The sequence below is a fragment of the Roseovarius sp. D22-M7 genome (genome assembly GCF_037083785.1).
Lineage (GTDB): Bacteria > Pseudomonadota > Alphaproteobacteria > Rhodobacterales > Rhodobacteraceae > Roseovarius.
Genome location: NZ_JBAPKY010000059.1, coordinates 1 through 18271 on the forward strand (window position 1 = coordinate 1; position 18271 = coordinate 18271).

Annotated in this window: 16 protein-coding genes; 14 read left to right on the forward strand and 2 right to left on the reverse strand. The window is 64.7% G+C overall.

What is annotated here, in order from left to right; genetic code table 11:
* Positions 1 to 124 precede the first annotated feature (124 nt).
* Complete coding sequence (locus tag V8324_RS18250) at positions 125 to 1588, forward strand: DUF3987 domain-containing protein (RefSeq protein ID WP_336421345.1); 1464 nt, start codon at positions 125 to 127, stop codon at positions 1586 to 1588.
* 188 nt (positions 1589 to 1776) lie between these two features.
* On the opposite strand, the gene V8324_RS18255 is transcribed toward V8324_RS18250, so the two are convergent.
* Positions 1777 to 2148: a hypothetical protein gene (locus tag V8324_RS18255; RefSeq protein WP_336421346.1), complete on the reverse strand. Its 372-nt coding sequence runs from the start codon at positions 2146 to 2148 to the stop codon at positions 1777 to 1779.
* Positions 2145 to 2552, reverse strand: coding sequence for a hypothetical protein (locus V8324_RS18260; protein WP_336421347.1), 408 nt, complete (start codon positions 2550 to 2552; stop codon positions 2145 to 2147). The genes V8324_RS18255 and V8324_RS18260 overlap by 4 nt, the downstream gene beginning before the upstream one ends.
* A 726-nt stretch (positions 2553 to 3278) precedes the next feature.
* Here V8324_RS18260 and V8324_RS18265 point away from each other — a divergent pair.
* From V8324_RS18265 to V8324_RS18325, 13 genes are all read left to right on the forward strand, one after another.
* Positions 3279 to 3935, forward strand: a complete 657-nt coding sequence (locus V8324_RS18265; protein WP_442970577.1) for a Spy/CpxP family protein refolding chaperone — start codon at positions 3279 to 3281, stop codon at positions 3933 to 3935.
* A gap of 68 nt (positions 3936 to 4003) precedes the next feature.
* A complete protein-coding gene (locus V8324_RS18270) occupies positions 4004 to 4249 on the forward strand; it encodes an SHOCT domain-containing protein (RefSeq protein ID WP_336421359.1) in 246 nt (81 codons plus the stop codon).
* Between the two features lie 559 nt (positions 4250 to 4808).
* Positions 4809 to 6980, forward strand: a complete 2172-nt coding sequence (locus tag V8324_RS18275) for an efflux RND transporter periplasmic adaptor subunit (protein WP_336421348.1) — start codon at positions 4809 to 4811, stop codon at positions 6978 to 6980.
* Positions 6977 to 10156 carry an efflux RND transporter permease subunit gene (locus V8324_RS18280; protein ID WP_336421349.1) on the forward strand — a complete coding sequence of 1060 codons (3180 nt, stop codon included), beginning with the start codon at positions 6977 to 6979 and terminating at the stop codon, positions 10154 to 10156. The genes V8324_RS18275 and V8324_RS18280 overlap by 4 nt, the downstream gene beginning before the upstream one ends.
* 38 nt (positions 10157 to 10194) lie before the next feature.
* Positions 10195 to 10548, forward strand: coding sequence for a copper-binding protein (locus V8324_RS18285; protein WP_336421350.1), 354 nt, complete (start codon positions 10195 to 10197; stop codon positions 10546 to 10548).
* Positions 10549 to 10731: 183 nt separating this feature from the next.
* On the forward strand, positions 10732 to 13215 hold the full coding sequence (locus V8324_RS18290; protein ID WP_336421351.1) for a heavy metal translocating P-type ATPase: 2484 nt from the start codon (positions 10732 to 10734) through the stop codon (positions 13213 to 13215).
* A gap of 188 nt (positions 13216 to 13403) precedes the next feature.
* Positions 13404 to 13736, forward strand: coding sequence for a hypothetical protein (locus tag V8324_RS18295; RefSeq protein ID WP_336421352.1), 333 nt, complete (start codon positions 13404 to 13406; stop codon positions 13734 to 13736).
* A gap of 54 nt (positions 13737 to 13790) precedes the next feature.
* The gene (locus V8324_RS18300; protein WP_336421353.1) at positions 13791 to 14375 is read left to right on the forward strand and encodes a c-type cytochrome; all 585 of its coding nucleotides are present in this window, start codon (positions 13791 to 13793) and stop codon (positions 14373 to 14375) included.
* Between the two features lie 2 nt (positions 14376 to 14377).
* Positions 14378 to 15283 (forward strand): cytochrome c, encoded by a 906-nt coding sequence (locus V8324_RS18305; RefSeq protein WP_336421354.1) that lies wholly within the window; start codon positions 14378 to 14380, stop codon positions 15281 to 15283.
* A 38-nt stretch (positions 15284 to 15321) separates the two neighbouring features.
* Positions 15322 to 15762, forward strand: coding sequence for a c-type cytochrome (locus tag V8324_RS18310; protein WP_336421355.1), 441 nt, complete (start codon positions 15322 to 15324; stop codon positions 15760 to 15762).
* Positions 15763 to 16036: 274 nt separating this feature from the next.
* A complete protein-coding gene (locus V8324_RS18315) occupies positions 16037 to 16384 on the forward strand; it encodes a hypothetical protein (protein WP_336421356.1) in 348 nt (115 codons plus the stop codon).
* Positions 16385 to 16499: 115 nt separating this feature from the next.
* Positions 16500 to 17174 (forward strand): HupE/UreJ family protein, encoded by a 675-nt coding sequence (locus V8324_RS18320; RefSeq protein WP_336421360.1) that lies wholly within the window; start codon positions 16500 to 16502, stop codon positions 17172 to 17174.
* 13 nt (positions 17175 to 17187) lie between these two features.
* Positions 17188 to 17811 (forward strand): transmembrane anchor protein, encoded by a 624-nt coding sequence (locus V8324_RS18325; protein WP_336421357.1) that lies wholly within the window; start codon positions 17188 to 17190, stop codon positions 17809 to 17811.
* Positions 17812 to 18271: the final 460 nt, after the last annotated feature.

Genomic DNA, 18271 nt, shown 5'->3' on the forward strand with positions numbered 1-18271 from the left:
CTCGCAGGTCTCTCTCAAAGGGGTGGCCACATGCCGTGGAACCGGTGGCCACATGTTCATGGATTCGATGGCCACATACCCGTGGAATACTCACTGATCACCTCAGCAAAAATGGAGATCAGGCATGCTTGCCCGCATCAAGTCCCTCATCGGCAGGACCGGCGCGAAGACGTCGACGCCGAACTTTTCAGTTCCGTCGAGCGAGACGGTCACCGCGCCACAGGAGCCGTCGCCACTTCCGCATGCGGAGCCGCCGAGTGTCGAATTTCCACTCGCGTGCCTGACGCCGAAGCTCCGCAGCGCCGCCGAGGTGATCGTGCGCAAGACCCAAGCCCCGGCTGCGCTTGCCGCGCAGTCGGTGCTTTCCGTGGCCTCTTTGGCGGTCGCCAGTCGCACTCAGGTGCAGACACTGGGGTCATCGGCTAACGCGACAGCCGCATTCGTGACGATCGCGCGGTCCGGCGAGCGAAAGAGCGCGGCGGACAAGATCGCGAGAACCGGCATCGACCGGGTGATCATGCGCCTCAGAGAAGAGCACAAGATCGCCATGGGAAATCACAAGGCTGCGCTTTCCGGCCTTGGACGCGGGGACGAAAGGCCCGAAGCGCCCGTCTGCCCGAGTTTTCTGGTGACGGAAGCCACGATCGAAGGCGCATTCAAGGCGATCGCAACCGGGTGCGGTTTTCTTGGCTGGTTCACGGATGAAGCTGCCGCGTTCTGGGGCGGCTACTCGATGTCCAAGGATCAACGCGCGAAATCCAGTGGCGTCGTCTCGAATCTCTGGGATGGGGCCTATTTCTTCCGCCCCCGCGGCAGCCAGGACGGGGACGGCTACGTGCCGCCCACGGCCACGACCATCAATCTCATGTTTCAACCGACTCTCATCCGCGACACTTATGGCGACGAGTTCCTGATCGGCCAGGGCCTCCTGGCGCGGATGCTGCCATCCTGGCCCGAAAGCAAAATGGGGAAACGGAAATATCGACGCCCGAGCCCGGAGGATGAAGCGGCTGCAGCGCATTTCCACGATGCAATCGAGGCCTGTCTGGTTGCAACTCTGGAAGATCCGACCGAGCGGATGCTCTCACTTTCCGAGGAGGCACTCGGCGTTTGTATCGAGTTTCACGACAACATCGAACGCGAGCTTGGCCCGGGCGGGTGGGCCGCGGACATCTCGGGGTTCGCCGCCAAGGCGCCTGAACACGCGTGCCGACTCGCGGCGATCATGACGTGCTTCGAGGATCGGGAAATTGACGTGATCTCCGGTGATGTCATGGAATCCGCCTGCAAGATGGTCAAATATTACCTCTCGCAGCACAGATACCTGTGCATCGCGGCAACGAACGAAACCGACGTCGCGCATGCCCAAACGCTCCTCGACTGGCTGCGCAGGAACATTGCCGCCGGAGAGGGCTTTGCGACCGACAGGATCCTGCAATTAGGGCCTGTCCATACCCGGCGTGCGAAGTCACTGGATCGGATGCTGGGAATCCTCAAGCAGTACGGCTGGATCAACGAGCTTCCATCAGGCACGACGATTGACGGGAAAAAGCGACGCAAGGCTTACAGGCTCAGCCCGAAGGCATGATCCAGAACGGGTGGTCGACGCCTCGGCGCTGGCCTGTGAGGAAATTCATGGGCCGGATCCTGCCACTGGCACTCTCCAAATCGCGGTAACACGCGCTTTGGCCCGGCATCCTCCGGCACGGCCATTGCAGTTCGAATACCAAAGAAAAACGGGGCCGCGTGACGCGGCCCCGTTGCTGTTTCAAGAGATCAGGCCTGGGCTTCGAACCCCCTGATCGCGCAGGACAAGAGATGCGCGATCATCCAAAGCGCCGCGCCGTCGCTCGTCGTGTGCCAGTGCGCGCCGTACGGATCGACGGGACGATCCCGCAGTCGCTTCGACTGCCCTTCGAGATCCTCGACATCCGCGCGGCGCAGCACGCATTCGTGCATCGCGCGACACGCCGACAGTCGGTCTGCATCACTTGTTGCAGGATCGAGCATCGCGTGATAGTGACACACACTCGCGGAAAATACCGGCGCGCCGGGAAACGCCGCAAAGCTGATCACGCGGAGCCATTGCGCGGCAAGTCGCGTGAGTTCACGCGCGTTTCGCAAGTTTTGTTCGTGACTATGTGTCATCGTGCGCCTCCCGAAATGCTGGTAACACCTGCGAGATGCAGAGCTTCGAGCGCACGAATGCCGCGACCGAGAGCATCAGCACAGAGCATCGCGCGGGTTGCTTCCGGATCGTCGGGGTGAAGCGCTGCGAAACGCCATGCTTCGTCTCTGTCGTGAAACCCGGCGAGGTCGCCTTCGAGCAGCCCTCGAATTGCGATCAAAGTCTTGCGGCGGGCTGCAACATTACCTCCTTTCTTCGCCGTCGTCACTATATCCGTGGCCTTGGCGGCCCAGGTCTGGCCGCCGAGAAGATCTGCGGCGCTGATCAGGGCATCCCCCTCCTCGCGGAGCCATTTCAAAAATTCATCGACTTTGTTTGCTTGCCGGAACAGGGCATTAATGTTGGGTTCTGGTTCGTGTTGCATTGGATCTATCACCTTTCCTGGTGGTCGCAGACCGGAATGGCCTGCTTCAGATCCCTGTTCCATCGACGCTGCGCAGGTGTGATCTGGCGCGGCCTCAGCGTGAGGGCCGCGACAGATCATATTCGCGCAGCCGGGTTTCCTTTGTTAAAACGTGTTTTCTTTGCTTCTGGTACGAGCTTGCTGTCGTGCGGCGTGATCTTTCCTTTCATGGGATTGTTTTCTTGTGGCAGCATCGGTGTCCGACCCGCGCAAGGAGGGGTCGGACACCGATGCTGCCACAAAATCCTGGTCTGTGACCCAGCCCTTTGCATTTCGTGGTGATTATTTAACTGGATACGCTTGCAACTGCGAAGCCACAACTGCGAAGCCACGTCGAACAATGGGCTTCCGAGGAAATATTCGGAAACCGTGTATCTCGGATGTTGGCTCAGCGGCACCTTCCTGCCGTGCGTCGCGAGTGCTGAGTTTTTGCCGCGACCGCGAAGGCCATCGCCAAGAAGGGCGGAGTCCGGACATTCTCCGCAGACGCGAGAAGGTAGTGCCGGGAAGGCAAGAGCGGACGTTCACTATGAGCTAAAATCGAGCATGTCATTGCGATGCCGTAGGGTAGCATCGCGCCCTACCACGCGGTGTAATATCGCCTCGAAGAGGTAACGCCCCAAGGTTTCACCTGCCAATCGCGGGAGATACTTCACATCGATCCGGATATTGTCGGGCTCGCAAGTCTTGAAGGCGCTGACGTCATACGGCTCGCGGCTACAGCGCGATGACAATGTCATCCGGATGCGCGATTGCCCCCTTGATCTCGATCAACGCGTCATGGGCGGAAATGCGGCAAGAAGATCAGAGCCATCTGAAGACAAAAAGGAGATGGAGATGCGTCGCCATGGAAGATTCCTTCTCGCCGCCGCCCTCGCTGCCTCGCTGACGGCTCCGGCAGCCGCACAGCAGCACATGCAGGGCGGAATGCACCACGGCATGCAGAACAGCCCGGGCATGATGCAGGGTCAACGCATGCACGATCAGATGATGGGCGGCATGGGTGGCCACATGATGGGCGGTGGCCCGGCCAAACATATCGAGGGACGGCTTGCCTTCCTGAAGACCGAACTCGGAATCACCGACGCGCAGATGGATGTCTGGGAAGACTATGCCGAAGCGGTGCGAGATGCGGCCGGGTCAATGCAGCAGATGCACGAGACCATGATGTCGGGCGATCGGCCGACCTCCTTTCCCGATCGCATGGAGCGCCGCGAGCAGATGATGTCGGCGCGCATCGAAGGCCTGCGGACGCTGCGCGACGCGGCCGTGCCGCTATACGAGGCGCTCGACGACCAGCAGAAGCAGGTCGCCGACAGCATCATGGGCATGGGGATGATGTGAGGGCGCTCGTTGCTCTTTTCATCGGGCTCCCTCAGCTCGCCGCGGCGCAGGTCAGGGGGCCCGACGTGATGCATGATGGCTGGCACTGGTGGATGCCGTTTCCCGGCATCCTCTGGCTGCTTTTCGTGGCCGTGGTGATCGCCGGCGTCGTCCTGCTGGTCCGGTCGCGCGGGGAGGCGCCGCCGTCGGGTGGCGGACGTTCCGCGGTGGATGTGCTTGACGAGCGCTACGCCCGCGGCGAGATCGACCGCGAGGATTACCTTCAGCGCAAGGATGATCTTCTGACACCGCGCGAGGCGCGGACCCGGCAATAGGGCCGCAGGTGACGCGCCGGTCCGGTGAAGGGCCCGGCGACTCTGTGATATGTGTCATGGACAATCGCACAAGCGCAGGTATTATCGGGGCGACATGACAGCCTTCGTTCACGGATTTTCGCGTCTCTTGATGCATTGCGCGATGCTCGCGGTTATCGCGGGGTCGTTGGCGTCTGGGACCATGGCAGATGCCGCCCCGGATGAGATCGTGACGCATGCCGCGGAGAGTGAGCACCACGACATGCAAGACATGACGGTGCGGTCCGCGTCTGACAGTATCTCCACGGATCACGGCCCGCATGGTCAACATGCCGAATGCGCGATGACCATGTGCTGTTTTTCCGATCTTGCGGATCCGCTTCCGGACTTGAGGTCCGTGGCCATGACAGCCAGATACGCCCGCATCCCGGCAGATCCGGCCCCGCAGGCCGACCCGGACCGCGCTGACAAACCCCCGAAACGTACCTGATCCTTTTCTCCACCGCCTGAAAGCCGTCGCTTTCGGGCATGGTTTGGCCGTGGCCCATGGTCATGGTCGGTCAAGAGACAGGTAAATGATATGCGTGGACGATACGCAGCGCTTGCGCTGCTGGCACTGGGTGCCGGGTTCGGTGCAGGCATCGGGTTCGAGCGGGCCCGCTCGGCCCTCGATGCGGACACAGCCGAGAAGGGGCCGGGTATCCTTTACTGGGTGGCCCCGATGGACCCGAACTTCCGCAAGGACGGCCCCGGCAAGTCGCCGATGGGGATGGACCTGATCCCGGTCTACGATGGGCAGGAGCCTGCGGGCGACCCTGCCGAAGTTACCCTCTCGAGCGCGGAGGTCAACGCCATCGGCGTGCGCAGCGCCACCGCGCGCATCGAGGACGTCGCACAGCGCGTGGAGACGGTCGGCTTCGTCACCTATGACGAACACGCCACGAGCCATATCCACACCCGCGTCGAGGGCTGGATCGAGCACCTGGCGGTGCGCGCGGTGGGCGATCCGGTCGCCAAGGGCGATCTCCTGTTCGAGCTTTACGCGCCCCAGATCACCATCGCGAGTTCCGAACTGGTGCGCGCCACGCGGCGGCAGAATACGCAGGAGATCGCCATCGCGCGCACGAAACTACGCAATTTCGGCGTCAGCCCCCGCCAGATCGACGAGATGGCCCAGGCTGACATGCCGGCCCCGCGCATCCGCTACTACGCCCCGCAGGACGGGGTGGTGATCGCGCTCGAGGCGGCCGACGGCATGTTCCTGCGGCCCGAGACTCGCGCGCTGTCGCTGACCGATACCTCCACCGTCTGGCTGATCGTGGACGTGTTCGAACGCGATATCGGGCGGATCACGCCCGGCATGACCGCCGAGGCCCGGATCGAGCATCTGCCGGGGGAGGTATTCGAGGGCGAGATCGACTACATCTTTCCCGAGCTCGACCCCGAGACGCGCACGCTCAAGCTGCGGCTGCAGTTCGATAATGCGGATGGGCGGCTCAGGCCCAACATGTTCGCGAGTGTCGCACTTCTCCCGTCCGAGGCGCGCGAGGCGCTGACCGTGCCGTCCGAGGCGGTGATCCGCACCGGACAGGCCGAACGGGTCATATTGCGCGGCGTCGATGGCACGTTTCGCCCGCGTCTCGTCACTACCGGGCTGCGCGGCGGGTTCGGCGCGGGCGGGCGCACCGAGATCGTGCAGGGGCTCAAGCCCGGTGTAGAGGTCGTCGCCTCGGCGCAGTTCCTGATCGACAGCGAGAGCGCGCTGAATGCCGGGATGATGCGGTTCGCCCCGACCGAGGCCGCGCCGGTCGCCGGCCGCGGCGTGCTGGTGGCGTTCGACCCCGGCACCCGCCGCGCACGCATCCGCCATGACGCGATTGAGGCGCTGGACTGGCCGGCGATGGAAACGATGTTCACCGTCCGGTCGGACGTGGCGCTGTCAGGGCTTGCCGCCGGCGACGAGGTGGCGTTCGGGGCCATACGCGGGGCCGATGGCCTTCTGTCGCTCAGCGCACTGGGACCTGATGACGGGGTTGCCGCCACCGGGCGCGGGATCGTTCACGCGGTGACCGAGGATGGTCGGCTGAGCATGACCCACGACCCCATCCCGGCGCTTGGCTGGCCGGAGATGCGGATGGATTTCGATGTGACAGGCGTCGATCCTGCCAGCGTGCCGCTCGACACCCCGGTGACCTTCGATCTGGCCGAGGACGCGAACGGCATGTTCGCCATCGTGGCCCTTCGCCCCGAAGACGGCGAAGGGACGGAACCGGACGCGCCGAACGTCGAGGCCGCGCCGCCCATCACCGTCGAGGGCCAGATCGAGGCGGTGGATGCGCAGGCGCGCAGCGCCACAATCGAACATGGCCCGATCACGGAGATCGGCATGCCCGGCATGACCATGGAGTTCGCCCTGGCCGAGGACGTGGATGCGGTAACCCTGCCAGTGGGCGAGGCGGCGGTGCTGACTTTCGATCGGCCCGACGGGATGACAATGGTTCTGGCCTCGGCCGAGCTGCGCCCCGCGCCGATCACCGTGACGGGCACGATCAATTCCATGTCCGAGGGCACGGCGAACATCACCCATGGCCCGATTGCGGCGATCGGCATGCCCGGCATGACGATGGATTTCGCGGTGGCGGACGGGCTTGATCGCGCCGCGCTGCCGATCGGGCGAGAGATCGTGATCGTGATGGAACAGGGCGAGGATTTCTCGCTGACCGTCATCGGCACCGAGGAGCCGGGGCAGTGATCCCCGCGCTCATCCGATGGTCGCTGGCCAACCGCGTCATCGTGATCGTTCTGGCGCTGATGCTGGCGGCGGGCGGGGTCGCGTCGTTGCGCAGCACCCCCGTCGATGCGATCCCGGACCTGTCGGACGTGCAGGTCATCATCAAGACGCCTTATGCCGGGCAGGCCCCGCAGGTGGTCGAGGATCAGGTAACCTATCCCATCGCCACCGCCATGCTCGCCGTGCCCGGCGCGGTCGACGTGCGCGGATTCTCCTTCTTCGGGGACAGTTTCGTCTATGTGGTCTTCGAGGATGGCACCGATCTCTACTGGGCGCGATCGAGGGTGCTGGAATACCTCGCGCAAGTGCAGTCCGATCTGCCGCGTGGTGTCAGCCCCGAGCTTGGCCCCGACGCGACGGGCGTGGGCTGGATCTATCAATACGTGCTGATCGACCGCACGGGCGGGCATGACCTGTCGCAATTGCGCAGCCTTCAGGAGTGGTTCCTGAAATTCGAGTTGCAGACCGTCGAGGGCGTGTCGGAGGTCGCGACCATCGGCGGCATGGTCAAGCAGTATCAGGTGGTCGTCGACCCGGACAAGCTGCGGGCCCTCGACCTGCCTCTGGCCCAATTGCAGTCTGCCATCGAGGCCGCCAGCTCCGAGACCGGCGGCAGCGTGATCGAGATGGCCGAGGCGGAATACATGGTGCGCGCCAGCGGCTATGTGGACGGGATCGAGGATCTTGCAAGGATCCCGCTGATGGTGAACGCGCGCGGCGCGGCGCTGACCCTCGGCGACGTGGCCGAGATCCGGCTGGGGCCGCAGATGCGTCGCGGCGTCGGCGAATTCGACGGCATCGGCGATGCGGTCGGCGGTGTCATCATCATGCGCTCGGGCGAGAATGCGCTCGACACCATCCACGCGGTCGAGGACAAGCTTGATGCCTTGCGCGCCTCGTTGCCCGGGGGGGTGGAGATCGTCACCACCTATGACCGCTCGGGCGTTATCGAGCGCGCCATCGACAACCTGCAAAGCAAGCTGGGCGAGGAGTTCCTCGTTGTCGTGCTGGTCTGCGGCGCGTTCCTTTTGCATCTGCGCTCGTCGCTGGTGATCGTGCTGTTCCTGCCGCTCGGGGTGCTGGCGGCTTTCGTCGTGATGCGGCTTCAGGGGATCAACGCCAACATCATGTCGCTGGGCGGGATCGCGATCGCCATCGGCGCGATGGTGGATGCGGCCATCGTGATGATCGAGGCGATGCACCGCAAGATGGAAGGCCGGCGCCTGAACACCGAGGCGCGGTGGCGCGCGGCCGCCGAGGCGGCGACAGAGGTGGGGCCTGCGCTGTTCTATTCGCTGGCCATCATCACCGTCAGCTTCCTGCCGGTCTTCGTGCTGGAGGCGCAGGAGGGCCGGATGTTCAAGCCGCTCGCCTTTACCAAGACCTATGCCATGGCGGCGGCCGCGATCCTGTCGGTGACGCTGGTGCCGGTCCTCATGGGCTATCTCATCCGGGGACGGATCGTGCCCGAGCGCCGCAATCCGCTCAACGTGGCAACGCAGTGGATGTATCGCCCGTTCCTTGATGCGGCGGTGGCCTGGCCCTGGGCCACGGTGCTGCTGGCGACGGCGTTGGTCGCGTCGATGTGGTATCCCGCGCAGCGCCTCGGGACCGAGTTCATGCCCGAGCTCAACGAGGGCGATTTCCTCTACATGCCGTCGCTTTATCCAGGTGTCTCCATCGGCAAGGCCCGGCAGGTGCTGCAACAGACCAACCGCATGATCGCGCAGGTGCCCGAGGTCGCAACCGTGCATGGCAAGCTTGGCCGCGCCGAGACGGCGACCGATCCCGCGCCGCTGACGATGATCGAGACGACCGTGCAGCTCAAGCCGCGCGCGGAGTGGCGGCCGGGCGTGACGATGGCCGACATCCGCAACGAGCTGGATGCCCGCGTGCAGGTGCCCGGCGTCACCAATGTCTGGATCCAGCCGATCAAGAACCGGATCGACATGCTGGCCACGGGCATCAAGACGCCGGTGGGCGTCAAGGTTTCGGGTGCCGATCTCGACGTCATCGGCGAGATCGCCGTGGCGGTCGAGCGCGCTGTCGCGGATATTCCCGGCACCAGTTCGGCCTACGCCGAGCGCCCCGTCGGCGGACGTTTCATCGAGATCGACATCGACCGGATGGCGGCGGCCCGCTACGGGCTGTCGATCGCGGATGTGCAGCAGGTGGTGCAGACCGCCATCGGCGGGCAGACTATCGCCGAGTCTGTCGAGGGGCTGGAGCGGTTCCCGATCAACCTGCGCTATCCGCGCGACTGGCGCGACAGCCCCGACCGGCTGGCCGATCTGCCGGTGGTCACGCCGTCGGGCGCGCATATCCCCCTTGGCGCTGTGGCAGAGATCCGGCTGGCGGACGGCCCCGGCATGATCCGGTCCGAGAACGCGCGCCGTACCGGGTTCGTGTTCATCGACATCGCCGGCCGCGATCTGGGCGGCTATGTCGAAGAGGCGCGCGCCGTGGTGGCCGAGACCGTCGATCTGCCGCCGGGCTATTCCCTGACATGGGCCGGCCAATACGAATATGTCGAGCGTGTGCAGGACCGGCTGACGATGGTCGCGCCCGCGACGCTGCTGATCATCACGCTGATGCTGTTTCTGGCGTTCAACCGCGTGACGGAGGTGGTGATCATCCTGCTTGCCCTGCCGGTGGCCCTTGCGGGCGGGGTCTGGCTGATCTGGGGTCTGGGCTACGCGGTGTCGGTCGCGGTTCTGGTGGGCTTCATCGCGCTGGCCGGCGTGGCGGTCGAGACGGCCATCGTGATGCTGCTTTACCTGAACCTCGCCTGGGACCGGCGTGTGCTGGCGGCCAGGGACGAAGGCCGCGCCGTGACCCGCAACGATATCGAGGAGGCGGTCTTCGACGGCGCACTCCTGCGGCTGCGGCCCAAGCTGATGACGGTCGCCACTATCTTCGCGGGCCTCATCCCGATCATGTATGGCGATGCGACAGGATCGGAGGTGATGCGGCGTATCGCAGCCCCGATGATAGGCGGCATGGCCACGGCGACGCTGCTGACGCTGTTCGTCATTCCCGCGATCTTCGTCATCTGGAAGCGTCTGGCCCTCGCCCGGATCAATCGGCAGGAGCTTCAACCTGTACGCCCCTTTATCACCCCGCAGCCCGGCGAATGACCGGACCGCGAGTCCCGCGCTCAATAATGGAGGATCCCATGCGCAAACTCATCCTGACACTGACCCTTGCAACTCTCACCGCGCCTGCAGCGCTCGCGCAGAGCGACATGAGCGGCCACGACATGACCACGGGCGATCACACCATGGGCGATCACGCCACCATGGCCGAGGGCATTCACGCCGAGGCCACACTCAACAGCCTATCGGAGGGCATGGCCAATGTCAGCCACGGCCCGATCCCCGATATCGGCTGGCCCGCCATGACGATGGACATGACCCTGCTCGAAGGTGCCGAGGTCGCTGGCGTCGAGCCCGGCGACGAGGTGATGATGATGATCGAGAAAGGTCCCGACGGCATGTACGCCATTCGCGCTTTGATGCCGAAGGAATAGCTCGGAACACGACCTCTCCGCGCGGCACTTCGGCGCCGGGCGGAGAGGGAACGCGACCCGATCTGGCGAACGGTCCTTTCGTTTGACCCCAGAATGCTTAACTCGCGATGAGTTGCGGTCGGCCAAGACAGCACGCTCATGTGACCACGAACAGCTGACCCACCGGCATGAAGGAGCCGCCCCATGGCCAAGCACGCCCATCACGACCACGACATCGCCCCCGATGCAAAGACCGCGACCGACCCGGTCTGCGGCATGCAGGTCGAGATCCGGCAGGGCGCGCGATCGAGCGACTACGACGGCCAGACCTATCATTTCTGCTCTGACGGCTGTCGGAAGAAATTCGACGCCGACCCGTATTTCTACGCGTCCGGCAATGCCGAAAAGGCCGCGCAGCGTGCGCAGCCCGGGGCGCAGTATACCTGCCCGATGCACCCCGAGATCGTCCGCGACGAACCGGGCTCCTGCCCCAAATGCGGCATGGCGCTGGAGCCGATGGTGCCGTCGGACGAGCCGAACGAGGAACTGACGGATTTCACCCGCCGCATGTGGATCAGCGCGGCTGCGGCCGTCCCTCTGATGATCATCACGATGGGCGAAATGGTGGGGCTGGATGTGCGCGGCTGGCTGGGGCACCAGCTTTCGGTCTACGCCGAATTCGTGCTCGCCACGCCGATCGTCCTCTGGGCGGCGCAGCCCTTTTTCCGGCGCGGCATCGACTCGATCCGCAACGTCTCGCCCAACATGTGGACGTTGATCGCGCTCGGCGTGGGTGCCGCCTATCTCTATTCGCTGGTGGCGACCTTCGCGCCGGGGGTCTTTCCGGACCAATACCGCATGGGCGCGGGCGTCGGCACCTATTACGAGGCCGCGGTCGTCATCATCACGCTGGTCTTCGTCGGTCAGGTGCTGGAACTGCGCGCGCGCGAGCGCACCGGCGACGCGATCCGCGCGCTTCTCGATCTCGCGCCCAAGACCGCGCGCCGCATCCTGTCCGACGGATCGGAATACGACGCCCCGCTCGAGAACATCATGGAGGGCGACATGCTGCGCGTGCGGCCCGGCGACAGCGTGCCGGTCGACGGCGAGGTGGTTGAGGGCCGCTCTTCGCTGGACGAGAGCATGATCACCGGCGAGCCGGTGCCGATCGAGAAGACCGAAGGCGACCGCGTGACCGGCGGCACCATCAACAAGAACGGCACGCTGGCGGTTCGCGCGACCGAAGTGGGGGCCGACACGGTCCTTTCGCAGATCGTCGACATGGTGGCGGGTGCGCGCCTGTCGCGGGCACCGATCCAGGGTCTGGCCGACCGCGTGGCGGCGGTCTTCGTGCCGGCGGTTGTCGCCGTGGCGATCGTCGCGTTCTTCTCGTGGCTGATGGTCGGTCCCGATCCGGCGCTGGCCTTCGCCATCGCCGCGTCCGTGTCGGTGCTGATCATCGCCTGCCCCTGCGCCCTGGGGCTTGCCACGCCGATCTCGATCACCACAGCCGCGGGTCGCGGCGCGCAGGCGGGCGTGCTGATCAAGGATGCCGAGGCGCTGGAACGCATGGCCCGCGTCGACACCGTGATCGTCGACAAGACCGGCACGCTCACGGAAGGCAAGCCGCGGCTCACCGATGTCGTGGCCGAGGACGGGCATGACGAGGATGAGGTCCTGCGCCTCGCCGCAGCGCTTGAGAAAGGGTCCGAGCATCCACTGGCCGAGGCGATCATCGCCGGGGCGACGGATCGCAATCTCACCCCCGAAAGTGCCGAGGATTTCGAAGCGGTGACCGGCAAAGGGGTGCGCGGCACCGTGAACGGGCGAAAGGTCGCGCTCGGCAATGCCGCGATGATGGACGAGCTCGGTGTCGCAACCGACAGCTCCGACGACGCGGCCGATGCGCTCCGGCTCGAAGGCAAGACCGCGATGTATGTCGCCGTGGACGGATCGCTTGCCGGCATCGTCGCCGTCGCGGACCCGATCAAGGACAGCACCGAAGGTGCGATCCGCGAGTTGCACGCGCTTGGTCTGACCATCATCATGGCGACGGGCGACAACCGGCGCACCGCCGAGGCGGTCGCGCGCAAGCTTGGCATCGACGAGCTCCGCGCCGGTGTCCTTCCGCAAGACAAGCAGAAACTGGTCGAGGAGCTGCGCGCGAAGGGCGCTTCGGTGGCGATGGCCGGCGACGGGGTCAACGACGCGCCGGCCCTCGCCGCCGCCGATGTCGGCATCGCCATGAGCACCGGTGCCGATGTCGCGGTGGAAAGCGCCGGGATCACCCTGCTCAAGGGCGATCTCGTGGGCCTCGTACGGGCGCGCAAGCTTGCCACGGCGACGCTGCGCAACATCCGGCAGAACCTGTTCTTCGCCTTCGCCTACAATGCCGCCGGCGTGCCGANTGCCGATGTCGCGGTGGAAAGCGCCGGGATCACCCTGCTCAAGGGCGATCTCGTGGGCCTCGTACGGGCGCGCAAGCTTGCCACGGCGACGCTGCGCAACATCCGGCAGAACCTGTTCTTCGCCTTCGCCTACAATGCCGCCGGCGTGCCGATCGCCGCCGGCATCCTCTACCCGGTTTTCGGGGTGTTGCTGTCGCCGATGATCGCGGCCGCCGCGATGAGCCTGTCATCGGTCTCCGTGATCTCCAACGCCCTGCGGCTGCGCCGTGTGAAACTGTGACTTGGCATCCCGCTGACATGTGAAACTCGGAACTGGAGATCGACGCTGACATGCCCGGTAAAACAGGAATGAGGCTATTGCTGGCGCATAGGGGAAGCAAAAAGGTGCGGAGCCGGGTCGGCGACCGGTCGCTACCGGAATGCCCGGGGATGTTGACAAGCGCACCCCGGCGCGCGCATGCATTCCGCATGGTTGGCGACAAATACCGGGCTTTGGTCCTGATCGCATGCTTTGCGGCGACATTCGTCGCGGTCCTCGCGGCGATGACAACGCCGGCGTCCGCACATGCCGGCGGGCCGCACGCCAATATCCAATCCGTATCGCAGGGTGCGGCGGAGGGCGACGCGCACAGCGCCGATACCTGCTGTCATCTGAGCGGCACCTGCGTCGCGCAGGTCCTGCCTGTCGCGCCAACCATCAACCTGCTGGACACCGCCCCAACCGCGCTTTTCCGGCACGCCGCGGTGGTACGCGCTGCTTCGCTCGTCTCGACGACCGACCCGCCGCCACCCCGCCCCTGATCCGTGGATTGCAGCCCCAAGTGGCGAATTTGAACGGATCAGAGGAGATCAAGCATGACATTCCGAAACCTGCTGCTCGGCGGGGCCGCCATTGCGGCGCTCTCCGCAGCGGCCTTCGCGCATTCCGGCGCCACGGGCGTTGTCAAACAACGCATGGAGGCGATGAAATCCATGGGCGAGGCCGTCAAGCGGATCAAGCCGATGATGGCGGGCGAAGCGGCGCCTGACGCGGACGCCATCCGTGATGCCGCACGGACGATCGCCGCCGAGTCCGGTAACACTATGGCGCAGAAGTTTCCCCAAGGCTCGATGGACCATCCCACCGAAGCCCTGCCGCGCATATGGGATGAATGGGAGCGGTTCGTAGCGCTTGCCGACCAGCTCGAAATGGCCGCCATGGGACTCGAGCGCGCCGCCGACAATGGCGTGCAAGATGACGGCCACATGATGGACAGCACGTCAGGCATGATGGGAGGTCAATCCGGCATGATGGGCGGCGGCATGATGATGGGGGGTGATGGTTTTCCCGCCGGCATGACGCCAGAGCGGATAGGCCGGATGCCGGTCGATCGTGCCTTCATGATGGTCACGCAGACCTGCTCTGCCTGCCATGATCGCTACCGGCAGGAGGACGACTGACCATGCGCCGCAGTCTGAGCATCCTGTCCGGGCTCGTGGCGCTGGCGGCCCTGGGCGGTGCGTCGCTGGTTGTCTGGCCGGTCGGCGCGCCGCCGGAGCTGGCTGCGCGCGAGGGCGATGCGCAAAGGGGCGCCTACCTGGCCCGCGCCGGGGGCTGCATCGCGTGTCATTCCGATCCCGGCTCTGACCGTCCCGCGCTGACTGGCGGTGCGCCGATAGAAACCACGTTCGGCACATTCGTGCCGCCCAACCTGACCACGCACGAGACGGCCGGCATCGGCGCGTGGTCCATCGGCGATTTCGCCCGCGCCGTGCGGCAGGGCGTGGCCCCTGACGGATCGCCCTATTACCCGGCCTTTCCCTACGCCTTCTATGGCCATCTGAGCGATCAGGACATCGCCGACCTCTGGGCGGCGTTTCAGGGCGTGCCTGCGCAAGAGGTCAACGTGGGCACCAATGACCTCGGCTTCCCTTTCAACCTGCGCGCAGGTCTCAAGCTCTGGCGTGCGGCCTTCGCAGACGGCCCGCCCACCCAACCGCTGGTCGAGAGATCGGAGGATTGGAACCGGGGGCGCTGGCTGGTCAACGGGCTGGCTCATTGCGGTGCTTGCCACACCGACCGGAACCTCGCCGGCGGCCGCCGTCCCGGTCGCTACCTCGCGGGCAGCGATGACCTGCCCGACGGTGGCAACGCCCCCTCCATTCGCCCCGATGATCTGGCCGAGGCGGGATGGGCGGTGTCCGGCCTCGCCTACGGGCTCAAGTCGGGTGTCATGCCCGATGGCGACACCTTCGGCAGCGGAATGGGCGAGGTCGTCCGCCACTCCACGCAATGGCTGACGGATGCGGACCGCCACGCGATGGCGGTGTTCCTGTTGGACACCACGACCCCGGCGAAAGGCGACTGACGCCCTTCTGCGCGATAGGAAACCCGGAGAAAACCGAGATGCATAGATTCATCATCATCATCGGCACCCTGGCCGCCGCCCTCGGAGGGGTCGTCTTCCTCGCGCAGACCGGCGACGAGGACGCCTCATCCGAGCCGCCGACATTCCCGGATCAGGGCGCGGCGATGGTCGAGGTGGCGGTACCCGACGAATTATCGGCACGGGCACAGATGGGCAAGACGGCCTTCGAGGCCGCCTGCGCGGCCTGTCACGGCCGGAATGCCGCCGGCAATGCCAATGCCGGCCCGCCGCTCATCCACAAGGTCTATGAACCATCGCATCACGGCGACATGTCCTTCCAGCTTGCGGTGCAGAACGGGGTGCGCGCACATCACTGGAAATTCGGCAACATGCCGGCGCAGGACGGGCTCACCAAGGCCGAGGTCACTGCGATCATCGCCTATGTGCGCGAGCTCCAGCGCGAGAACGGGATCGAGTGAGGCGTCGGCCAATGTCGCAACAAGGAAGCCTTCCGCGTCGCGCCAGGCCACACCAAAAGTCCGCAAAAGACGGGATCTGTCCAGGTGACCTGTTATCCATTCCTGTCCATCCAATCATCCCTCGGCACGTTCCACGCGAGAGGTCCCTGGCTGGGCTTGCATGAGGATCACGGTTCATCATAAAGATTGAGCATGCTTTCGGGCAGAAGCGAGCGAAACGCCGACCACAAGGCGTGGGCATAACGAGGCAGGCAGGACCATGAGATCTTGCGAAATGATGGCACGGTCGGCGCGGCAGGTGTTTGTCCTGCTGACCTGCGCGGCGGTGTTGATATGGAGCGTATCTCCGGGCAGTTCGCATGTGCCAAAGGTGATTGAAACACTCCAGGAACACGCCGAAGTGATTCAAAGTCACGGGCATTCCCACGGGCTTCAGGAAGACCTGCTCCGGGCGATGCATGGCCACAGCCATGACGCGGTCGATCACGATCACTCGCAAGCCGTTCTGCTGCCGGGTCGGATCCCACAGCCGGCCACCGAGACTTTCGCGTCATGGCGCAGCGCCGCGCTGTCGGACTGGACGCCACCTCATTTCCGACTGGAGCGACCGCCACGCACGTGAGGCTGAGGCTTTCGAGGCTTTCGAGGCTTGTCACACATGTCAAACGGGACGATCCAAGGAGAAAATCATGCAATCCGTCACTGCGGATGGTCGATCGTGGCGAATGCCGCGGCTCATGACCATCCTGCCCATCCTCGGGCTGCTGTGCCTATGGGCCAGCGCCGCCGCCGCGCATAACGTCACCGAAGGTGACGCCGGCTACATCCAGGAAATCTGGGGGGTGAAGCTCGTCCCCTTCATGTATCTCGGCGCCAAGCACATGGTCACCGGCTACGATCACATCCTGTTCCTGCTCGGCGTCGTCTTCTTCCTCTACAGGATGAAGGATGTCGGCATCTATGTCAGCCTCTTCGCGCTTGGCCACTCGACCACGATGCTGCTCGGCGTCTGGTTCGGGTGGGGGGTGAACGCCTATATCGTCGACGCCATCATCGGCCTCTCGGTCGTCTACAAGGCGCTCGACAATCTCGGCGCCTACCAGCGCTGGTTCGGGGTCCAGCCAAACACCAAGGCCGCAACGCTGATCTTCGGGTTCTTCCACGGCACGGGGCTGGCGACAAAGATACTCGACTACGACATCGCCTCGGAGGGGCTGCTGCCCAACCTGCTGGCGTTCAATGTCGGCGTCGAGATCGGCCAGATCATGGCCCTGGCCGTGATCCTCATCGTCATGGGCTACTGGCGCCGGTCCCCGGCTTTCCTGCGCCAGGCCTACACCGCAAACGTCGTCATGATGACCCTGGGCTTCATCCTCATGGGCTATCAGATCACCGGCTATTTCGTCGCCTGAAAGGAGACATGACATGTTCAATTCCAAGAAACCGACGCTCGAAGAACTCCCATCCTCGGCGGAGCTTCTGCGCTCCACCATCATCGCCGCCGTCTCGGCGGTGGCCATCCTCGTCACCGTCGTCCTGCCGGCGGAATACGGCATCGATCCGACGGGTGTCGGCGGCGCGATAGGCCTCGCCGAGATGGGCGAGATCAAGACCCAACTTGCCGAGGAAGCCGAGGCCGACCGACAGATGGATGAAGCGAGCGACGATCAGTCGAGCCTTGTGAACGACTTCTTCGGTCTCTTCGCCGGCACCGCCCACGCGCAAGAGGCCGAGACCTGGCGTGACGAGACCACGTTCACGCTGGCGCCGGGGGCCTCGGCAGAATGGAAGCTCGTGATGGAGGAGGGTCAGTCTGCGGAATACCGCATGTTCGTCGAAGGGGGCCGGGTGAATTTCGACCTTCACGGCCATGGCGACGGCCAGTCGATCACCTACGAGAAGGGCCGCGGCTCCACAGGGGACGAAGGTAGGATCGTCGCCGGGTTCGCCGGCGAGCACGGATGGTTCTGGCGAAACCGTGATGACAGCGACGTAACGGTGACCGTGCAGGTTCGTGGCGACTACGCCGAATTCAAAAACGCGAACTGACCGGCAGTGCTGCCATTCCTGCACCCCGCGGCGACTGGCAGCGCTTGATCTTCTTGTCCTATGCGGCAGCCACAGAAATGCCCTGCTAATTCACGTGCCGAGAACGGCAGGAAGGTCCGCACTTCCGCCGCTCGCCCTTAGAATATGCTGCGCAATGCACGAATGGCTGGTCTCGTGATGCTGCAGCGCCGCACGGGGCATGTCGGTCAGCGGCCGCTTAGGGCCGTTCGTTTCGGTGCTCTACCGATGCCGCATTTACCCTTCGCAGTGCCACCACAGGTCTGCGTGGACTCAGTTCGCACGAGGTGAGCCGCCGCGCTCATCGGGATTCTTACCCGCCTTTGACGCCGGGCTTTCGAATATGGACCGTAAGCGCCAGCTGGGCCCCACGGGCTTTTCAGCTTGACGTCTGGAAGTTCCAAGGGAGGAGTTCGTCGATCCGGTTTTTCGGATGGCCGGC

Bases quoted from the DNA above. Each gene is read 5' to 3' on its own strand.
- V8324_RS18250 (WP_336421345.1), top strand. From the start codon at position 125: ATGCTTGCCCGCATCAAGTCCCTCATCGGCAGGACCGGCGCGAAGACG.
- V8324_RS18255 (WP_336421346.1), bottom strand. From the start codon at position 2,148: ATGACACATAGTCACGAACAAAACTTGCGAAACGCGCGTGAACTCACG.
- V8324_RS18260 (WP_336421347.1), bottom strand. From the start codon at position 2,552: ATGCAACACGAACCAGAACCCAACATTAATGCCCTGTTCCGGCAAGCA.
- V8324_RS18270 (WP_336421359.1), top strand. From the start codon at position 4,004: ATGCATGATGGCTGGCACTGGTGGATGCCGTTTCCCGGCATCCTCTGG.
- V8324_RS18275 (WP_336421348.1), top strand. From the start codon at position 4,809: ATGCGTGGACGATACGCAGCGCTTGCGCTGCTGGCACTGGGTGCCGGG.
- V8324_RS18285 (WP_336421350.1), top strand. From the start codon at position 10,195: ATGCGCAAACTCATCCTGACACTGACCCTTGCAACTCTCACCGCGCCT.
- V8324_RS18295 (WP_336421352.1), top strand. From the start codon at position 13,404: ATGGTTGGCGACAAATACCGGGCTTTGGTCCTGATCGCATGCTTTGCG.
- V8324_RS18300 (WP_336421353.1), top strand. From the start codon at position 13,791: ATGACATTCCGAAACCTGCTGCTCGGCGGGGCCGCCATTGCGGCGCTC.
- V8324_RS18305 (WP_336421354.1), top strand. From the start codon at position 14,378: ATGCGCCGCAGTCTGAGCATCCTGTCCGGGCTCGTGGCGCTGGCGGCC.
- V8324_RS18310 (WP_336421355.1), top strand. From the start codon at position 15,322: ATGCATAGATTCATCATCATCATCGGCACCCTGGCCGCCGCCCTCGGA.
- V8324_RS18315 (WP_336421356.1), top strand. From the start codon at position 16,037: ATGATGGCACGGTCGGCGCGGCAGGTGTTTGTCCTGCTGACCTGCGCG.
- V8324_RS18320 (WP_336421360.1), top strand. From the start codon at position 16,500: ATGACCATCCTGCCCATCCTCGGGCTGCTGTGCCTATGGGCCAGCGCC.
- V8324_RS18325 (WP_336421357.1), top strand. From the start codon at position 17,188: ATGTTCAATTCCAAGAAACCGACGCTCGAAGAACTCCCATCCTCGGCG.